Source organism: Streptomyces sp. NPDC031121, assembly GCF_055570615.1.
Genome location: NZ_JBVIGV010000003.1, coordinates 14,739 through 31,701, shown reverse-complemented (window position 1 = coordinate 31,701; position 16,963 = coordinate 14,739). Strand labels below are relative to the sequence as shown.

Genomic DNA, 16,963 nt, shown 5'->3' with positions numbered 1-16,963 from the left:
GATCCGCCGGACAGGCCCCTACGCCTCCAGGTGCCCGGTGTCGTTCCAGCGCTCCAGCGCGGGGGCGCCGTAGGCCCAGCCGAGCACCGACAGCGAGGTGGGCTCCAGGCGGATGCGGGCCCCGAAGGAGGCCTCGAAGCCGAGCCAGCGGGCGGCGAGGGTGCGCAGGATGTGCCCGTGGGCGAAGACGAGGACGTCCCGCTCGGCCGAGCGGGCCCAGGCGACCACCTCGTCCGCGCGGGCAGCGATGTCGGCGACGGACTCGCCGCCTGGAACGCCGTCGCGCCAGATCAGCCAGCCGGGCCGGACCGCCTGGATCTCGGCCGGGGTCATGCCCTCGTAGTCGCCGTAGTCCCACTCCATCAGCAGGTCCCACGGCTCGGCCCGGCCGCCGAATCCGGCCAGGTCGCAGCTCTCGCTCGCCCGCGACAGGGGGCTGGTGCGAACCTCCACGCCGGGCAGGGCGTCCCACGGCTCCCCGGCGAGCCGCTCGCCGAGCAGCTTCGCGCCGCGCCGGCCCTCGTCCAGCAGGGGCACGTCGGTGCGGCCGGTGTGCTTGCCGAGCTTGGACCACGCGGTCTGGCCGTGCCGGGCGAGGAGGATGCGGGGCGCCATGGTCGTGTTCTCCCGGTACTGGTGGTTCGCGGTGGTTCGCGTGCTCGTATCGTCCGACCATCATCCATCACACCGGCACCAGGCAACCCCCGCGCCCGAACACACGTCTTAGCCCGCATGACTGATCGGCGGAAGCCCGCGCACTGGTGGGCCGAACTGCTGCTCCTGGGGGTCCTCTACGGCGCCTACTCCGGCGGCAGGCTCCTCGCCCGCGGCGACGTCGGGCTCGCCGTCGGCCACGGGCTCGCGATCCTCCGCGCCGAGGAGGTGCTGGGCATCGACTTCGAACGGCCCCTGAACCGGCTGCTCACCGGCCACGCCGCCCTCGGCGTCCCCGCCGACTTCGCGTACGCCTCCCTGCACTACCTCGTCACCCCGGCCGTACTGGTCTGGCTCTACCGCCGCCGCCCGCACGCCTACACCGCCGCCCGCACCTGGCTCGCGGCCTCCACCCTCCTCGGCCTCGTCGGCTTCACACTCCTGCCGACCTGCCCGCCCCGCCTGCTCGACCCCGCGTACGGCTTCACCGACACCATGGCGCAGTACAGCGCGTACGGCTGGTGGGGCGCCGAGGCCAGCGCGCCCCGCGGGATGGGCGGCCTGACGAACCAGTACGCGGCCATGCCCAGCCTGCACGTCGGATGGGCCCTGTGGTGCGGCGTCCTGCTGTGGCGGCACGGCCGCCGGCCGCTGCTGCGGGCACTCGGCGCCGCCTACCCCGCCCTCACCGTGCTGGTCGTCATGGGCACGGCCAACCACTACTTCCTCGACGCCGCCGCCGGCGCCGCCGTGATGGCCGCCGGCTACGCGATCGCCCGCCGACTGCCCTCCGGAACAGCGGGTTTCGGCGGTACGCCCCCGATTGTCAGTGGCGGATGGGACACTTCCGCCCGTGAGCTCCCACCCGCCCAGCGGCCCGCCCCCGACGACGACACTGCGGCAGCGGCTCGCTGACCTGCGCGGCCCGGCCGTGCCACCCCGCCCGCTCGACGCCCGCGCGCTGGCGGCGCTCGCCGCCAACCCGGGCTGCGGCAGACGCGCCCTCCTGGACGGGGCCGGAGTCGACAAGACGGCGCTGGCCGCGGCCCTCGGCTCACCCGCGCCCTTCGGCCAGTCCCAGTTCGCGATCATCCGCGGCAACTCCTTCGAAGCCAAGGTCAAGGGCGACGGCGGGGCCGAGCTGCTGCGCCTGGTCCACCTCCACCTCGGGGCCGGCGCCGAGCCGCCCCGCGCCGGCGCCACCGTCCCCGACCTCTCCGCCGCCGGCCCCGAGGGCCGCGCCGCCCGGACCGCGCTCGCCCTGCGCGAGGCCACCGCCGCCGGGAAGTGGACCCTGCTGGACCACCCGATGCTGGCCCTGGATGTCGCCGGAACCCCCGCCTACCTGGAGCCCGACGCCGTCGTCGTCCACCCCGACGGCCGCTGGACCGTCGTCGAGGTCAAGTCGTTCCCGCTGCTCGACGGCTCGGCCGACCCCGCCAAGGTCGGCGCCGCCGCCCGGCAGGCCGCCGTGTACGTCCTCGCCCTGGAGAGGACCGCCGCCAAGGTGGAGGCCGCCGAGGTCGGCCACACCGTGCTGCTCGTCTGCCCCAGGGACTTCTCCAACCAGCCCGCCGCCGCGCCCGTCGACGTACGCCGCGAACGCGCGGTGACCCGCCGCCAGCTCGCCCGCCTCACCCGGGTCGAGGAACTCGCCGCGGCCCTCCCCGCGGGGCTCACCTTCGACCCCGCCCGGCCCGCCGCCGAGCTCACCGAGGCCGTCGCCGCCGTCTCCGCCTCCTACGCCCCCGAGTGCCTCTCCGCCTGCGAGCTGGCCTTCCACTGCCGGGAGCGCGCCCGCGCCGCCGGCGAGGCCACCGCGCTCGGCCGCTCCGTCCGCGGGGAACTTGGCGGGTACGCCACCGTCGCGCAGGCCCTCGACGCCGCCGCCGGGCGCGGCGCGGACGGCGACCCGACCGCCGCCGCGCTGCTCCAGGCGGCCCGGCTGCGCGCCGAGGCCCTCGCCGAGGCCGCCGACCGCGCCGCCGCCGGGATCCTCGCCGCCGCCGCGGAGACCGCCGAGCCCCCCGGGGAGGGCGCATGCCGCTGCTGAACACACTCGCCCGCCTGGAGGCGGTCCGCTCGGGCCGGGCCCGCCCGCAGGCCACCGTCCGCCACCGGCACCTGTCCGAGCGCCCGCTCGTCCTCGTCCCGCTCACCACCGCGGGCGAGGCAGGCGCGCCCCTCGGCGCGCTCGTCGGCACCGACCCGGCCGCGCCCCGGCTGCTCGTCGTGCCGCAGCCCCGCGACCGCGACCTGCGCTGGTCCTTCCTCGCCGACCTCGCCGACGAGGTCCTGCCGTACGTCGAGTCGTACGCGGACGCCGTCGAAGCGGTCGAGCGCACCGAGACCGACCCGGAGACGGGCGTGCGCGGCAAGGTGTCGGCCGAGCTGTGCCTGGACGCCCCGCAGCTGGTCGTCCCCAGCCGGGCCGGAGTCGAGTACGTGCGCCTGCTGGGCCGGTCGATGCGCTTCCGCCGCACCGCCGAGGAGGACCCCGACAACCCGTACCCGGCGCCCGCCCGCGTCCCGCTGCTGGGCCGCTGGCTCACCCACCTCGGCGAGCGCGCCCGCGTCCCCGGCTCCGCGATGCTGCTGGCCGCGACGGAGGTCCTGGCCCGGCACTGGGCGACCGGCCAGAGCAACCTGGAGGACCAGCACCTGGGCGCCCTGCTGGCCTGGATCGACCCCCCGGAGGGGGAGTCCGGCGCCGCCGCCGCGCTCCGCGCCGAGTCGGGCCGCGACCGGCAGGGACACCTCCTCGTGCCGCCCGCCGGGCCCGCCACCGACCCGGCCTTCGACAACAGGCTGCTCGCCCCCGCCATGGCCCGCTACGACGCCGCGCGCGCCTCCGGCCGCCCGGCGCAGGCCGCCCGCGCCGCGGAGGAGGTCCGCGAACTGGTCGCCGGGCAGATGCGCCCCACCTGGGATGCGGTGTGGCGGGCCCTGGAGCTGCTGCGCGGCCTGCCGCCCGCCGAGCGGGCCGAGGACCGCTGGGTCCGCGACCGCTGGTCCTACACCGGGCACCGCGACCGGGTCCGGGCCGGCGAGCCGCCGCAGCCGCGCCGCGACGACGCGGTCACCGCGGCGCAGAAGCTCGCGACGCGCGAGACGGAGCAGGTGCGCCTCGACGCCCAGGAGGCCCTGGACGACCCGCTGGTCATGGCAGGCCGGCGGCTCGCCGGAGAGGCCTTCGCGGGCGAGGTCACCGAGGTGGTCATGGAGTGGACCGACTCCAGGCGGCCGAGCCCCCGCCCCCTGGTGACCGTGTTCACCGAGGACCGGCCGCAGCTGGCGGAGGAGGGCGGCCAGAAGGTGTACCGCTCGCTGGACGGGCGCCCGCAGAGCGCGCAGTTCGTCCGCCGCGAGGAGGACGGCCGCCTGGTGCTGCGGCTCCTGGACAAGATGGGCCGGGGCCGCGAGCCGGAGCCCGGCTCGGTGCCGGAGAAGGGCGACCGGATCTGCTGGACGCTGTTCGAGCACGACGCGCGGGGCGGCCCGAAGCTGCCCGACCCGGAGCAGACCCCGTGGACGCACGGCGGCCCGCCCGGATCCGCGGCGGCCGAAGCCGCCGCCTGGCTGCCCGACGCCGTGACCGACGAGGACCTCCTGTGACCGCGAGCCCGATCCCCCGCCCCGCCGACGCGGCCGGTGCCGTGCCCGCCGCGTCCGACCCGGGCGCGGCCGCCGCCGCGGCGACCGCGGCGATCCTGCGCGACACCCTGCACGGGCCGGAGCGCGGCGTCGTCGTCGACTCCCCTCCCGGCGCCGGCAAGTCCACCCTCGTGGTCCGCGCCGCACGCGAGCTCGCCGCGGCCGGCCGCCGGCTGATGATCGTCGCGCAGACGAACGCCCAGGTCGACGACCTGGTGCTGCGGCTCGCCGACAAGGACCCGGAGCTGCGGGTGGGCCGCCTCCACAGCAGCGACGCCGACGCCTACGACCCGGCGCTGCGCGACCTGCCGTCGGTCACCCTGTCGGCGAAGCCGGGCGACCTGGCGGAGCTGCCCGTCACGATCTCGACGGCGGCGAAGTGGGCGTACGTGAAGAACACCGAGCCCTGGGAGCACGCCATCGTCGACGAGGCCTACCAGATGCGCTCGGACGCGCTGCTGGCCGTGGCCGGGCTGTTCGAGCGGGCCCTGTTCGTCGGCGACCCCGGGCAGCTGGACCCGTTCAGCGTGGTCGGCGCCGAGCAGTGGGCGGGCCTGTCCTACGACCCCTCGGCCTCCGCGGTCAGCACGCTGCTCGCGCACAACCCGCAGCTGCCGCAGCACCGGCTGCCCGTCTCCTGGCGGCTCCCGGCGACCGCCGCGCCGCTGGTCTCCCGCGCCTTCTACCCGTACTCGCAGTTCCGCAGCGGCACCGGCCCCGGCGAGCGCCGGCTCTCGTACGGGGTGCCTTCCGACGGCTCCGGCCCGGACCGGGTCCTCGACGAGGCCGCCGAGGCCGGCTGGGGACTGCTGGAGCTGCCCGCCCGGCACACCCCGCGCACCGACCCCGAGGCGGTCCGGGCGGTGGCCCTCGTGGTCCGCCGCGCCCTGGACCGCGGAGCGGCCGCCCACGACGAGCACTCCCCCGGCCCGGCCCCGCTCACCCCGGACCGGATCGCGGTCGGCACCGCCCACCGGGACCAGGCGGCGGCGGTGCGCGCCGCGCTGGCCGGGCTCGGGGTGGCGGGGGTGACGGTGGACACCGCGAACCGGCTTCAGGGCCGCGAGTACGACCTGACGGTGGTGCTCCACCCGCTGTCCGGGCGGCCGGACGCGACGGCCTTCCACCTGGAGACGGGCCGCCTGTGCGTGCTGGCCTCCCGGCACCGGCACGCCTGCGTGGTGGTGGCCCGGGCGGGCATCGCGGACCTGCTGGACGAGCACCCGTCGGCGGAGCCGGTCCAGCTGGGCGTGACCGTCAAGTTCCCGGACGGCTGGGAGGCGATGATGACCACGTGGGATTTCTGGTCCAACCACCGCGTCTCGTGGCGGCCGTAGGGCACAGATGGGCTCAGGGCCCGGTCACTTCGTCCATGAGCATCCGCAGCGTCAGGGAGTGCTTCTCGGGTGGCAGAGCAGCCAAGGCGGCCTGCGCATACGCCACCCCTCCCTCACGGTCACCGGATCTGGCCAACATCAGACCCCGGTGCATCTCGAGGTGGGTACGGAAGCGGGGAAGCGAATCGGGAAGTTCCCGAAGCGCTTCCTCCTGCGCGCTGACGGCTCCCTTCTCATCACCGAGCCGGGCCAGCAACAGTGACAGGAAGACGTTCATCCGCCACCAGGGAACGGCGTAGTCCGAGGTCTGTTCGTACGAGCCCACTCCGTCGAAGATGCGCCGCCCGTGGTCGGCGAGCTTCAGAGCCGCGTCCCTGTCACCTCGGAGTGCTGCGGCGTGGGCCTTGCCCATCACAGCGTTGAGCAACCCCAGGGAGGGACGCCCCCCTATGGCCAGGGCCTGATCGGCAAACACGTCGGCAACGCCCAGGGAAGCACCTTCGTAGCCCAGAGCGATGGCCGCCCGGCCTCGGACCCACACACTCGCTTCGTCGTCGCCGGACTCGTCTGCGGCCTTCGCGGCCATGCGGTACCAGTGCACGGCCTTCGATCCGTCCGACCCTGGAAGGGTCTTGGCGTACAGGGTCATGAGGCGAGAAGCCACAGACCACAGCCGAGGGTTCTCCAGTTGCTGCTGAACGACGACCAGTTCGCCGGACACCCGGCGCTGGATGTCAGCAGCTCCCAGGGACATGTACTCGGTGCCGTAGGTCGCCAGCTTGCCTTCCCAGGCGTCCGCTGTCGGGCCACCTTGCAACCGGGCAGTGAATCCCTTGGACAGGAGATCCGAGGCAACCACAGGAGCTATGGAAGCTCCCGCAACATCGGTGAGGAACTGACGTCGGTCCACTTCACCTTCCAGGACAGCTAGGGGCACGTCCAGAACGCCGGACAGTGCAGCAAGGTAGAAGCCGCCGGGCCGGACCTTCGAACGCTCCCAGTTGCTGACGTACTCCCGTGAGAGTGCTGTCCCGTGCGCCTTGTTGATCTCAGAAGCTAGCCGCCCCTGGCTCCATCCGCGAGCCTTCCGCAGGTCCCTGATCAGCTCCCCTACGTCCATACCCCCACCCTGCCACTACAGGTGCCACTAGACGGCCGAATTCCCTACCGATGAAGCCACTTCGCACTACGAATCACACTAGGCCGCGCCGATGATCGGCGGGACGATCACGGACACCAGTGGGCGACGTGAATGGGGTGCAGCATGAGCGGCACAACGACAAGGCAGTGGCGGCAGGTTCCGCAACGCGATCCCTTCCCGAAGCCTGACCCCAAGCCGGCTCCCAACTGTGCCGTGTGCGCCGCCCTGGGCAAACAGCGGACGGAGTACTACCAGCTACGGGACTTCTCCGGAGTGGTGGACTGCAACGTAGAGATCCGCCAGCACCCGCACGGTCAGGCCGCCCGGTAATGCGCACCACCTTCCGATACGTCGAGCACTCCATTCGCCATGCTCCCGAGGGCGGAGTCACCTGGGAGGTCTTCTGTACCCACGTTGGATGCGGAGCCGACTCCGGTCCACAGGAAGAACAGGAGACTGCCCAGGACTGGGCCTTACGGCACTCCGGCCGGACGGGCCATGAGCTGTTCCGCCGGGTGGCTACCGACCATGCGCGGGTGACCCGCACCTAGGGTTCCCCAAGGTGTCTGTAGAGCGTGGCCCTGGACACTCCGAGAGCCTTGGCAATGGCACTGACGCTCTCCCCCTTGGCCTTCCGGACCTTGGCCACGGTGAGCTTGTCGTCCGTGATGACAGTGGGGCGACCACCGGTCCGACCTTGAGCCTTGGCCGCTTCCAGTCCCGCCTTCGTCCGCTCCTGGATGAGGGATCGTTCAAACTCCGCCATGGCACCAACCACCTGAAGCATGAGACGGCCGTCCGCCGTGGCGGGGTCGATGTTGGCCAGGGCGCCAGTGAGCACCTTGAAGCCGATGCCACGCCGACTGAGTCCATCCACCAGGGTCACGAGGTCGATGAGGGATCGCGCGAAGCGGTCCAGCTTCCACACGCAGAGACTGTCTCCGCTTCGCAGGTAGTCCATGGCCGCCGTGAGTTCCGGGCGCTCCGCGTTCTTGGCAGACGCCTTGTCGGTGAAGATCCGGGAGCACCCAGCGGCGTTGAGGGCGTCTATCTGTAGCTGCGCCTCTTGTTCGTCTGTCGAGACCCGGGCGTAGCCGATGAGGTGACCCGTGGTTGTGTCCTTTGCCGTGAGGCAACCGTCTCGTAACCCGTCTCGAAACAGCAAGCATCCAGAGTAGGTTTCGAGACGAGTTTTGGACACAGCTCCAGCCAGCCCGAGACAACCCTCCGCACCGTCTCGCAAACCATGGTTTCTGAGACCGCTCGCCGTCATCACGGTGCGTTACACCTGGGGGGATGCGTGAATAGGCCTCGACGAGAACTGCACGGAGAGCCACCCTCTAATCCCGTACGGGTTTCAGAAGGCCATGATCCCTGTCTCACTTACCTTGAGGCTCATCCGGGATACCCCAAGAGGACACGTACATTATTTATGCGGTTGGTTATATATCTACTACCATTATCTAAGTAGCAGAGAAATAGGCTCCTGCCTGAACAGGGGCCCAGGTCTCAATTAAGGGGCACTAACCCTCAACTGATTAATCTCCAACTCCAGGACTTCCTTGAAGATTTTCACGGCTTCAAGATTCCATGCTTCTTCGTCACTCGGCTCAACAGATCTGGCCAGAGTGCCACTAGCCCTCTCGGCGACATCATGCGGCGAGATAACGTAGACAGTCATATCTCGCCCTTTTTCCTTGGGGTGGCCCCAGACAAAGAGCCGGAAGCCGGCTTCACGAAGGAAGGGCCCCCGCTCCTTCCAGCCTGTCATTTTGGACCACTTCTCGGCGTAGGTTTGGCCGGTGCTGGTGACCTCCCACCGCCCCGGCACGAAGGGTTCAGCCGTCAGAGCTTCGAGGTTGGCCGCATGCCGCTCCATCGTGCCAGTCAGGGACGAAATCACGGCAGGAGAAGCGGCCAAGGCGATTGATTGCGACAGATTGTCGATGGCGCGCTCCAGCTCCCTGATCTGCTTCCTGTTGTCCCTACCCGGAACGTACTGGCGTTCCATGATTTCCTCGTCACCCAACTTGACAAGGAATGCATGCTCCGCCATGGCGTAGAGCTGATCCTGAGGCCAGGAGACGGAGAACTCACACGCCTTGCCGTTGGACCATGAGGAACAGCGGAAGTACTTGTGCGGCCGAACCTCTCCCGTGTTCAGCTTTCCGACCGAGCTGTTCTCGTACATCTTCTTTCCGCACGGACAGTGGAGAACACCCGCCATGGGAGATGCGTTGGACTTGATGCCCGCACGATGCTGGCCGAGGGCGGTAACGGCAACCTGCAACTTGGCGAATTCATCATCGCTGAGGATCGGGTCTGCCCATCGCACAGGAATCCCGTCGCGGAGAAGCGGCTCACCCTTGTGCATGGCGATTCCTTGAAGGATCGGCTTCTTCAGAATCTTCCCCAAGGTGGCAGTGGTCCACCGCGTTCCCTTGATGGCTGTCTTGACGCCAACCTTCTTCTCGCCTGCGTTCACGCTCCGCTGGTAGTCCTGCGACGTGAGGACACCCCGCTTGTTCCAGTCTTCACAGAGGCGGCTCATGCTCCACCCCTGGATACCGATTCGTTCGTATGCCTCACGGATCAGGGGGCCCGTCACCGGGTCGATAACCAGCTTGTAGCGCTGCCTGCCCTGGTACTCCGTCAGCACCGGGCGGTAACCGAAGGGCCAAGTCCCGCCGCCCCACAGGGATTCATCACGGTAGTACTGAGTCTGATTCCGGCGTTTCTGCACGATGGCTTCCCGGTACTCCTGCGCTTGCGTCGCCTTGATGTAAGCGATCATCCGGCCGTTGCCGGGGGTGATGTCCAGGGAAGGGTCATCGAGACAGATGACGTCCTTTCCTCCCTGATAGCACTTGTCGGCAAACATCTCCCAGTGGGTCTGATTCCGAGTGATGCGGTCGAGGGAAGTGACCATGATCGCGTCCCACTCGTACCAGAGCGGCTCACGCATCCACTTGCCGAGGCTGGGCCGCTCTTCGGGGCGGACCGCACCCGACACGAACGAGTCCTCTACATCCCCCACGGCGTCGTAGCGGCCTTCGGCGACCGCTCCGTCCAGTGCCTCAGCCTGCCGGGCCAAGGCAGAGCTGTCTTCAGAGTCTCGGCTGATGCGTCGCATCTTCAGGACTCGGCTGCCAGGTGACGGCTTGTTCAGCATGTCGTTCCCCCCTGTAGCTCCTGCGCTCACACCAAGCTACATGGTGATCGTGTTTTCCGACGACTGGGAGGCGAACCACGCGGTACTGGCACACCTGGCGCAACACCGCGTCACCTGGCGGCCCTGAGCCGCCGCGGGCCCTCTTGCGCGGGCGTTGGACAATGGAGGGTGGCCCGGCACCCGGCCCGGTCCCGTACGCGCAGCAGGAGGAGACGCATGGCAGAGCCCGAGCGGACCGAGCGGAAGCTGCGGCCGGCGCCGCTGCTCTTCGAGCCGTCGGAGGCCGCCGCCGACCCGGAGCACTTCTTCGACCTGGAGTCGATCGAGGACCCGCGGGAGCTGCTGGCCCGGGCCACCGAGCTGACGCTGGCCTTCCGGGCGGCGGCGGAGCGGGCCATGGAGTTCCAGGCGGTGGCTGCGGCGCAGCTCGCCGATCCGCGGCGGTTCGACCGGCTGGACCCGGCGCTGATCGCGTCCGCGGCGGAGTGGACCGAGGACTACGCCGTGAAGATGATCGAGTTCGGGGAGACCCTCCAGCGCGGCGGCGGTCCGGACCGCGATTAGGGGACGGGCCCGTGGCATATGCGGGGCGCAACATAGCGCAGCCCGGGCCGTCCTGTCCCGGTTTTCCGTAACCCCTGGAAACCGTCCCGCCACGGACGGTAGATCATTGCCATGACGACGCTGACGACGGCCTCCGCTTCCGCCTGTCCCGACCGGGACTCCCGTACGGCCACCCAGGTCACCGCGCAGGGCGCCGCCTGGCTGGCCTCGGCCTCGGCGCTGCCGGAGAGCACCCTGGAGGCGTGGCAGGCCCGGCCGTGGGCGCCCGCCGTGCTGCCGTGCGGCACCGCCTTCGACGTCGTCAACGTCCCGTCGGTCCTGGGCCGGCGCATGCTGGACCTGCTGTGGTCGGAGGGGCCGGGCAGCGGGCCCGTCGCCGTGCACCGGGGGCGGGTGCTGCTCTTCGCCGCCACCGGGACCGCGCACCGGCTGCCGGCGCTGCTGGCCTGGGAGGAGTGGGGCGGCCCGGTGCCGGCGCCGCTGTGCCACGGCCTCGGCGACGCCGTGGGCGTGCCCCCGCTGGATGCGGCGCCCGGCCCGTCGCGCTGGCTCGTGGCCCCCGACACCCGCCGGCCGTGGCTGCCCGGACCGGAGGCGCTGCTGTGGGCATACGTGCGCGCGGCCCGAGCTGCGGATATCGATTTTTCCTTCCGGGCCTCCTCCTGCTAATGTCTTCCTCGTCAGCAAGCGCCGCTAGCTCAGTTGGTTAGAGCAGCTGACTCTTAATCAGCGGGTCCGGGGTTCGAGTCCCTGGCGGCGCACAGACGGAGGAAGGCCCCCCACACAAGTGGGGGGCCTTCCTCGTTGTGCGGCCCCGGTCGGCTCCGGCGGCTCCGCCGCCCGCTCAGGTGGTGATCTTGACGGCGTAGGCGCCCGAGGCGGTCCGGTCGGCGACCTCGATCCTGATCCGCTCCCCTGGCACGGTGAACGACTCGCCGACCGCCAGGGGCGCGTCCGCCAGCGGCGGGTACACCGAGCGGTCCCAGCAGGCCTCGGTCTCCGGGTGCCCGTCCAGCACCTCGATCGGGCCGCCGCCGGAGGGCGCCTCGTTCCGCACCCGGTAGACGAGGACGCCCTCCGTGCAGGTGTCCCCGTCGTTGCCGGCGGAGCCCCGGGCCTCGACGGCGACCGCGCTGCCGGGGCCGGTGCGGATCACGGCGAGGCGGGTGCCGCCGGAGGACCCGGGGGGCGGGGAGACGCCGACCGGCTGGAGGGTGTGCAGGGAGGACCCGGACTGCACGCAGTCCACCTGCGAGGCGTCCAGCCAGCCGAGCTTCCACTTGTGCCAGGCGAACAGGTCCGGCGACATCCCGAACTGGCTGCCCATGACATCCCAGTCCCCGACGTGGGTGTCCCAGTCGCCCTTGCCGTCGCTCGGCCGGTGGTAGAGGTCCGGCAGGTCGAAGACGTGCCCCGTCTCGTGGGCGAGGACGTTGCGGTCCGGGGGGTGCCGCTCGAAGACGGTGACGATCCGCCGCAGGTCGGTGCCGTCGGCGCGGACCGGCCGGTCGAAGTTGACGACCTTCGTGGCGTCCGAGTCCACGCCCGGCGCGTCCGGGTCGGCGACGAAGTAGACGACGTCGTACCGCGAGAAGTCGATCTCCCGGTCGGCGGCCGTCACCGCGTCACGCAGGTACGCGGCCCGGTCGGCGGGGGCCCAGTCGCGCTGTATGCCGTACGCCGTGGACGGCCGCGGCATGGGGATCCACTCCTGCTGCGGATGCGCGACCAGGCGGAACCGGCCGTAGGAGGCCCGGGCGAAGAAATCGCTGGTGGCGGGGAAGTGGTCGGCGGCGAGCTCCTGCGGTGTCAGCGTCGCGCGGTGGTCGGGGAAGGACAGGAAGACCATGACCGCGTCCAGGCTGCGCACCGGCCGCGGGTAGGCGCCGTTCCAGGTGTCGAGGCCGAGGGAGTGGTGGGCCGCCGTGCGGGCCAGGGCGCACGGTCCGGCGCCGGAGTCGGCGGCGGCCGGCCCGGCGACGAGGGACATGGCGGCGAACGCGGACAGGGAGGTGAGCGCGGCCGCCGCGCTGCGCAGGCGGGAGCGGTCCACTCCCCCGGGTGTCTGCTGTCGCCGCACGTCGACCTCCGGTGGTGAGTTTCGTACCCTCTCGTCCCACCCTGAGGCGATTGTCTTATTAACGCCCTGTTCCGGTGCCCCACCCGAGTGAGGGATGCGGCAAGCCGGTGACTCGCACGTTCACTCTCCTGCCTACGGAATGTCACGATCGATCACCCGGGGCCGGAAGTCGCAGCCAGTCGCTCACACCTGCACAGAAACGATCTCCCAGGCGGCTCAGGCAGCCCGTCAGCACGCGGAAGCGAAGCCCCCCACACGGCGACGCCGCTGGATAGGGCCGTACGGCTGCCTCTATGATCGGCACACTTTCCTGCGCGGACACACACGAGCACTGCGGGAGCCACGGTGAGCGGCACCTCTGACGAAACCGGTTCGGCGGCCGACAGCATCCGATCGGCCATTACGGAGCGTCACCCTTCAGTGCCTGTCATGTCCCCCGCGCCGGGGCGGGCGGAGACCGAACCGCGTGACTACCGGGCGGCGTTCAACGCCGCACACCTCGCGATGGCCGTCGTGGACCGCGGCGGGCACGTCGTCGCCGCGAACCCGGCGCTGGCCTCCATGCTGGGCGCGGAGCCGCACGCGCTGGTCCGCCGCCGCGCCGCCGACCTCGTCGACCTGGGCGCGGAGGCCCGCACCTGGCAGGCGTACCAGGAGGTGCTGCGCGGCCGGCAGGCCCGGCTGCGCTGCACGCGCCGGCTCAAACACCCGGACGGGCACTCGCTGTGGACGGAGGTCACCCTCGGCCCGGTCCCCGGCACCCGGGACGTCCTGCTGTCCGTCGCCGACATCAGCGACCGCCGCGACCTCCAGGCCCGGCTGCGGCACCTCCAGATGCACGACCCGGTGACGCGGCTGCCCAACCGGGCCCTGTTCTTCGAGCGGCTCTCCGCCGCCCTGGAGTCCTCCTCGTGCGAGCACGGCGGCACGGGGCGGATCGGCCTGTGCTACCTGGATCTGGACGGCTTCAAGGCCGTCAACGACACCCTCGGCCACCGGGTCGGCGACCGCCTGCTGACCGCGGTGGCGGCCCGGCTGACGCGGTGCGCCGACCAGTCCGGGTACGGGCGGACCGGCGGGCACCTGGTGGCCCGGCTCGGCGGCGACGAGTTCGCCCTGCTGGTGGAGGACTCAACCGGCACCGAGCAGCTCGCCGACCTGGCCCGCAGCGTCCTCGCCGCGATCCAGGAGCCGTTCGACCTGGCGGGGCAGAGGCTGTCGGTGTCGGCGTCCATCGGCGTCGTCGAGCGGGCCGCGGAGGGAACCTCGGCGACCGGGCTGATGCAGGCCGCGGACACGACCCTGTACTGGGCGAAGGCCGACGGCAAGGCCCGCTGGACCCTCTTCGACCCCGAGCGCAACGCGCACCGCATGACCCGGCAGGCCCTCAGCTCCACGCTCAGGCCGGCGGTGGAGCGCGGCGAGTTCGAGGTGGAGTACCAGCCTCTGGTGGACCTGGAGAGCGGCGCGGTGCGCGGGGTGGAGGCACTGGTCCGGTGGAACCACCCGCAGTTCGGGAACCTGACGCCGAATCGGTTCATCGGCATCGCGGAAGAGGACGGCTCCATCGTCCAGTTGGGCCGCTGGGTGCTGCGGACCGCCTGCCGGCAGGCCCGGCGCTGGCAGATCGAGCATCCCGGCGACAGTCCGGTCTTCGTGTCGGTGAACGTCGCCGTCCGGCAGGTGTGGGACTCGGACCTGGTGGGAGACGTCGCCGGGATCCTCGCCGAGACGGGTCTCGCGCCGCAGCTGCTCCAGCTGGAGCTCACCGAGTCCGCGGTGATGGGCTCGGCCGGCCGGCCGCTCCAGGCCCTCCAGGCCCTCAGCGACATGGGCGTGCGGATCGCCATCGACGACTTCGGGACCGGCTACTCGAACCTGGCGTACCTGAGCCGGCTGCCGGTGTCGGTGCTGAAGCTGGACGGGTCGTTCGTGCGCGGCTTCCGCTACGAGGACGGGACGCACCCGAACCCGGCGGACGAGACCATCGTCGAGGCCCTCGTCCAGCTCGCGCACCGGCTGGGCCTCACGGTGACCGCCGAGTGCGTGGAGACCGCCGGGCAGGCGGCCCGGCTGCGGCGCGTGGGCTGCGACACCGGCCAGGGCTGGCTGTACTCGCGGGCCGTCGCACCGGAGCGGATCGCGGAGATGATCGGCACCCGCCCCGGCGCGGGCCGCGACCGGCACTGACGCGGGGCGGCGGGACGGCCCGGGTTCCGCGGGGCCCGCCGGTCAGGGGAAGCAGACGCGGGCGTCCTCGGCGGCGCCGGACGGCAGGAGGCACATGCGTGCCCCGGCGGGGCCCTCGGCGGCGGCCATCGGGGTCGACACGTAGTTCCCCACGTCCCGATCCGACATGAGCAGCACCTGCGGCGGCGCGCCGCCGGGCACGGACAGCTCGACGCGGTCGCCCGCCGCCAGGCCGGACACCCGCACCCACACCGCCCGGCACATCCCGCCGTGCCGCAGCTCCAGGTGCCGCCCGCCCGCCGCGTCGGCGGCGAGGACGGTGTCGACCATGCCCGCGCCGCCGCAGCCCATCCGCGTCGGGTCCTGCCCCGCGCAGGACTCCGCCGCGCAGCCCGGGTTCCGGATCGGCTTCTCCTCCGGCCCGGCGGACGCCCCCTCCCGCTCCGGGCCGCGCAGGGCGAGCAGCGCCGCGCCCGCCGCGAGCACCGCCGCGCACACCGCCCCGGCCGCTGCGGCCGCCGGACGCCACCGCCGGGCGGGCGGTGCCGGCGGGCCTGCGGCGGCCGCGGGCGCGGTGGCTGTGGCACCCGGCGCTGCGGCCGGTGCGGGCCCTGCGGGCCGGGCCCGGCCGCTCCACGCGCTGTCGGCGAGCTCCCACAGGGCCAGCAGCCGGGCGGGCGGCTCGTGCGCGACCGCGCACAGCGCCTCCACGGCCTTGCGGGGCGGCGGCATCTTGCCGTTGAGGTACCGCTCCCACGACGACTTGCTGTACGGGGTGCGCCGGGCCAGCGCCGCGAGGCTGAGCCCCGTCCGCTCGCGCAGCCGCCGCAGCTCCGCGGCGAGCTGCCCGCACTCCGTGTCCGTGATCACTTGCGCAGCTCCCCCCAGGTCTTCGGGCCGACGATGCCGTCCGCGACGAGCCCGCGCGCCTTCTGGAACCGCGTCGCCGCGTCCTTCGTCGCCTGGTCGTACAGCCCCTCGGTGCTGCCCGGGTCGAAGCCGTGCTCGCGCAGCAGGCACTGGACCTCGACGACGTCGAAACCGGTGCTGTTGATGTCCAGCAGGATGTCGCGGCTCGTGCCGTGCCCGGCCCGCAGCTCCGTCCCCTCCCGCTTCACCTCGCACGTGTAGGCCACGCCCCGCCGGTAGCCGGGCTTGCCGCCCGCCGGCGCCGCCGCCGTCTGCGCGGCCCGGCCGTCGGCCGACCAGGCCCCGCCGGCCAGGAGGCCCGCCGTGAACGCCACCGCCGCGGCGGCGCCGATCCCGGCCAGGAACCACGCCGGCGACACCGTCCGCCCGGACCGCGCCCCGGCCGGCTCGGCGGCGTCGCCCTGCGGGGGCGTGGTGTGCGGGGGCGCGGCCGCCGGGGGCGCGGCCGGGGCGTCGGTGCCCTCACCGCCGGCCGTGGCGTCCTCCCGCTCCTTCGGGGCGGCCCCGCCGGCCGCGGGCTGCCGCGCCCGCACCGCCACGTCGTGCAGCACCGTCAGCCGGGTCGGCTCCGTCCCGCACACCCGGGCCAGCTGCTCGACCGCCTCGCGCGGCACGGGCTGCTTGCCGTTGAGGTACCTCTCCCACGACGACCTGCTGTAGGCGGTCTTGGCCGCCAGCGCGGCCAGACTCAGGCCGCTGTGGTCCTTCAACCGCCGCAACTCCGCGACGAGCCGGCGCTCCCGGCCGTCGAGTGCGGCGGGCAGTTCCTTCCAACGCGCCACTGTGACGTTCCCCCCTGTTCTCCCCCAGCATCGGGCCGCCCCGACCCGGCTTCCAGGTCCGGACCACGGGTTGGCGAGAACCGTTCGCCTCCGCGGCGTCCCGGCAGCGCATCCCGCGGACCGGCATCCCAGCAGGTCGGAGCGTGGGACGTCCCACGCCGGCCCGGTTCGGGCGGCGGCACTGGACGGGGGGCAGGTTGGCGCAGGAGAGTCGCTTCGTCAGCCGGGCCGCCGCCCCAGGGTGCGGGCCGGCCGTACGACGGGACGGGCCGGCCGCGCATTCGGGGGAAGCGGGGCCGGGCCGGACCGCGGAACGGGGGAACGCGTCGGGCCCGGCCTCCCGCCAGGAGGCCGGGCTCCGCCGCGCCCTCGGGCGCCTCGGGCGCCTCGGGCGCCGCCGGCCGGCGTCCGGATCCGGCCGCCGTACGGCACACCGCCGCCCCGCACCCGGGCTGGTGG

14 protein-coding genes, 1 tRNA gene and 1 pseudogene are annotated in these 16,963 nt (G+C 72.5%); 9 read left to right on the top strand and 7 right to left on the bottom strand.

Translation table 11 applies throughout. The features are described from left to right. Window positions 1-18 precede the first annotated feature (18 nt). Window positions 19-615 carry a histidine phosphatase family protein gene (locus ACZ462_RS05815; protein WP_467808761.1) on the bottom strand — a complete coding sequence of 199 codons (597 nt, stop codon included), beginning with the start codon at window positions 613-615 and terminating at the stop codon, window positions 19-21. 117 nt (window positions 616-732) lie between these two features. Between ACZ462_RS05815 and ACZ462_RS05810 the strand changes: the two genes are divergently transcribed. Genes ACZ462_RS05810 through ACZ462_RS05795 form a run of 4 tightly spaced genes read left to right on the top strand, consistent with a single transcriptional unit; the run spans window position 733 to window position 5,645 of the window. Beyond that, window positions 733-1,569 carry a phosphatase PAP2 family protein gene (locus tag ACZ462_RS05810; protein WP_467808760.1) on the top strand — a complete coding sequence of 279 codons (837 nt, stop codon included), beginning with the start codon at window positions 733-735 and terminating at the stop codon, window positions 1,567-1,569. Further along, window positions 1,508-2,707 (top strand): hypothetical protein, encoded by a 1,200-nt coding sequence (locus ACZ462_RS05805; protein WP_467808759.1) that lies wholly within the window; start codon window positions 1,508-1,510, stop codon window positions 2,705-2,707. The genes ACZ462_RS05810 and ACZ462_RS05805 overlap by 62 nt, the downstream gene beginning before the upstream one ends. Continuing rightward, window positions 2,695-4,269, top strand: coding sequence for a hypothetical protein (locus tag ACZ462_RS05800; RefSeq protein WP_467808758.1), 1,575 nt, complete (start codon window positions 2,695-2,697; stop codon window positions 4,267-4,269). Before ACZ462_RS05805 ends, ACZ462_RS05800 begins: the two co-directional genes overlap by 13 nt. 41 nt (window positions 4,270-4,310) lie before the next feature. Then, complete coding sequence (locus ACZ462_RS05795; RefSeq protein WP_467808785.1) at window positions 4,311-5,645, top strand: AAA domain-containing protein; 1,335 nt, start codon at window positions 4,311-4,313, stop codon at window positions 5,643-5,645. A 13-nt stretch (window positions 5,646-5,658) separates the two neighbouring features. On the opposite strand, the gene ACZ462_RS05790 is transcribed toward ACZ462_RS05795, so the two are convergent. After that, a complete protein-coding gene (locus ACZ462_RS05790) occupies window positions 5,659-6,765 on the bottom strand; it encodes a helix-turn-helix domain-containing protein (RefSeq protein ID WP_467808757.1) in 1,107 nt (368 codons plus the stop codon). 350 nt (window positions 6,766-7,115) lie between these two features. Here ACZ462_RS05790 and ACZ462_RS05785 point away from each other — a divergent pair, with 350 nt between their 5' ends. Further along, a complete protein-coding gene (locus tag ACZ462_RS05785; RefSeq protein WP_467808756.1) occupies window positions 7,116-7,337 on the top strand; it encodes a DUF7848 domain-containing protein in 222 nt (73 codons plus the stop codon). Here ACZ462_RS05785 and ACZ462_RS05780 read toward each other — a convergent pair. Further along, complete coding sequence (locus tag ACZ462_RS05780; RefSeq protein ID WP_467808755.1) at window positions 7,334-7,951, bottom strand: recombinase family protein; 618 nt, start codon at window positions 7,949-7,951, stop codon at window positions 7,334-7,336. The genes ACZ462_RS05785 and ACZ462_RS05780 overlap by 4 nt on opposite strands. 348 nt (window positions 7,952-8,299) lie before the next feature. Continuing rightward, complete coding sequence (locus tag ACZ462_RS05775; RefSeq protein ID WP_467808754.1) at window positions 8,300-9,958, bottom strand: recombinase family protein; 1,659 nt, start codon at window positions 9,956-9,958, stop codon at window positions 8,300-8,302. 216 nt (window positions 9,959-10,174) lie between these two features. Between ACZ462_RS05775 and ACZ462_RS05770 the strand changes: the two genes are divergently transcribed. From ACZ462_RS05770 to ACZ462_RS05760, 3 genes and pseudogenes are all read left to right on the top strand, one after another. Beyond that, complete coding sequence (locus tag ACZ462_RS05770) at window positions 10,175-10,522, top strand: hypothetical protein (protein WP_467808753.1); 348 nt, start codon at window positions 10,175-10,177, stop codon at window positions 10,520-10,522. Window positions 10,523-10,633: 111 nt separating this feature from the next. After that, window positions 10,634-11,219, top strand: a pseudogene (locus ACZ462_RS05765) (bifunctional DNA primase/polymerase). Then, window positions 11,210-11,283, top strand: a tRNA-Lys gene (locus ACZ462_RS05760). Before ACZ462_RS05765 ends, ACZ462_RS05760 begins: the two are co-directional and overlap by 10 nt. Before the next feature lie 83 nt (window positions 11,284-11,366). Here the strand turns inward: ACZ462_RS05760 and ACZ462_RS05755 are convergent. After that, a complete protein-coding gene (locus ACZ462_RS05755) occupies window positions 11,367-12,602 on the bottom strand; it encodes a M6 family metalloprotease domain-containing protein (RefSeq protein ID WP_467808752.1) in 1,236 nt (411 codons plus the stop codon). 345 nt (window positions 12,603-12,947) lie between these two features. On the opposite strand from ACZ462_RS05755, the gene ACZ462_RS05750 reads away from it, so the two are divergent. Then, window positions 12,948-14,792 carry a putative bifunctional diguanylate cyclase/phosphodiesterase gene (locus tag ACZ462_RS05750; protein WP_467808750.1) on the top strand — a complete coding sequence of 615 codons (1,845 nt, stop codon included), beginning with the start codon at window positions 12,948-12,950 and terminating at the stop codon, window positions 14,790-14,792. Window positions 14,793-14,834: 42 nt separating this feature from the next. On the opposite strand, the gene ACZ462_RS05745 is transcribed toward ACZ462_RS05750, so the two are convergent. Both ACZ462_RS05745 and ACZ462_RS05740 read right to left on the bottom strand, forming a co-directional pair. Continuing rightward, on the bottom strand, window positions 14,835-15,662 hold the full coding sequence (locus ACZ462_RS05745) for a helix-turn-helix domain-containing protein (RefSeq protein ID WP_467808749.1): 828 nt from the start codon (window positions 15,660-15,662) through the stop codon (window positions 14,835-14,837). Beyond that, window positions 15,659-16,504: a helix-turn-helix domain-containing protein gene (locus ACZ462_RS05740; protein ID WP_467808748.1), complete on the bottom strand. Its 846-nt coding sequence runs from the start codon at window positions 16,502-16,504 to the stop codon at window positions 15,659-15,661. The genes ACZ462_RS05745 and ACZ462_RS05740 overlap by 4 nt, the downstream gene beginning before the upstream one ends. Window positions 16,505-16,963: the final 459 nt, after the last annotated feature.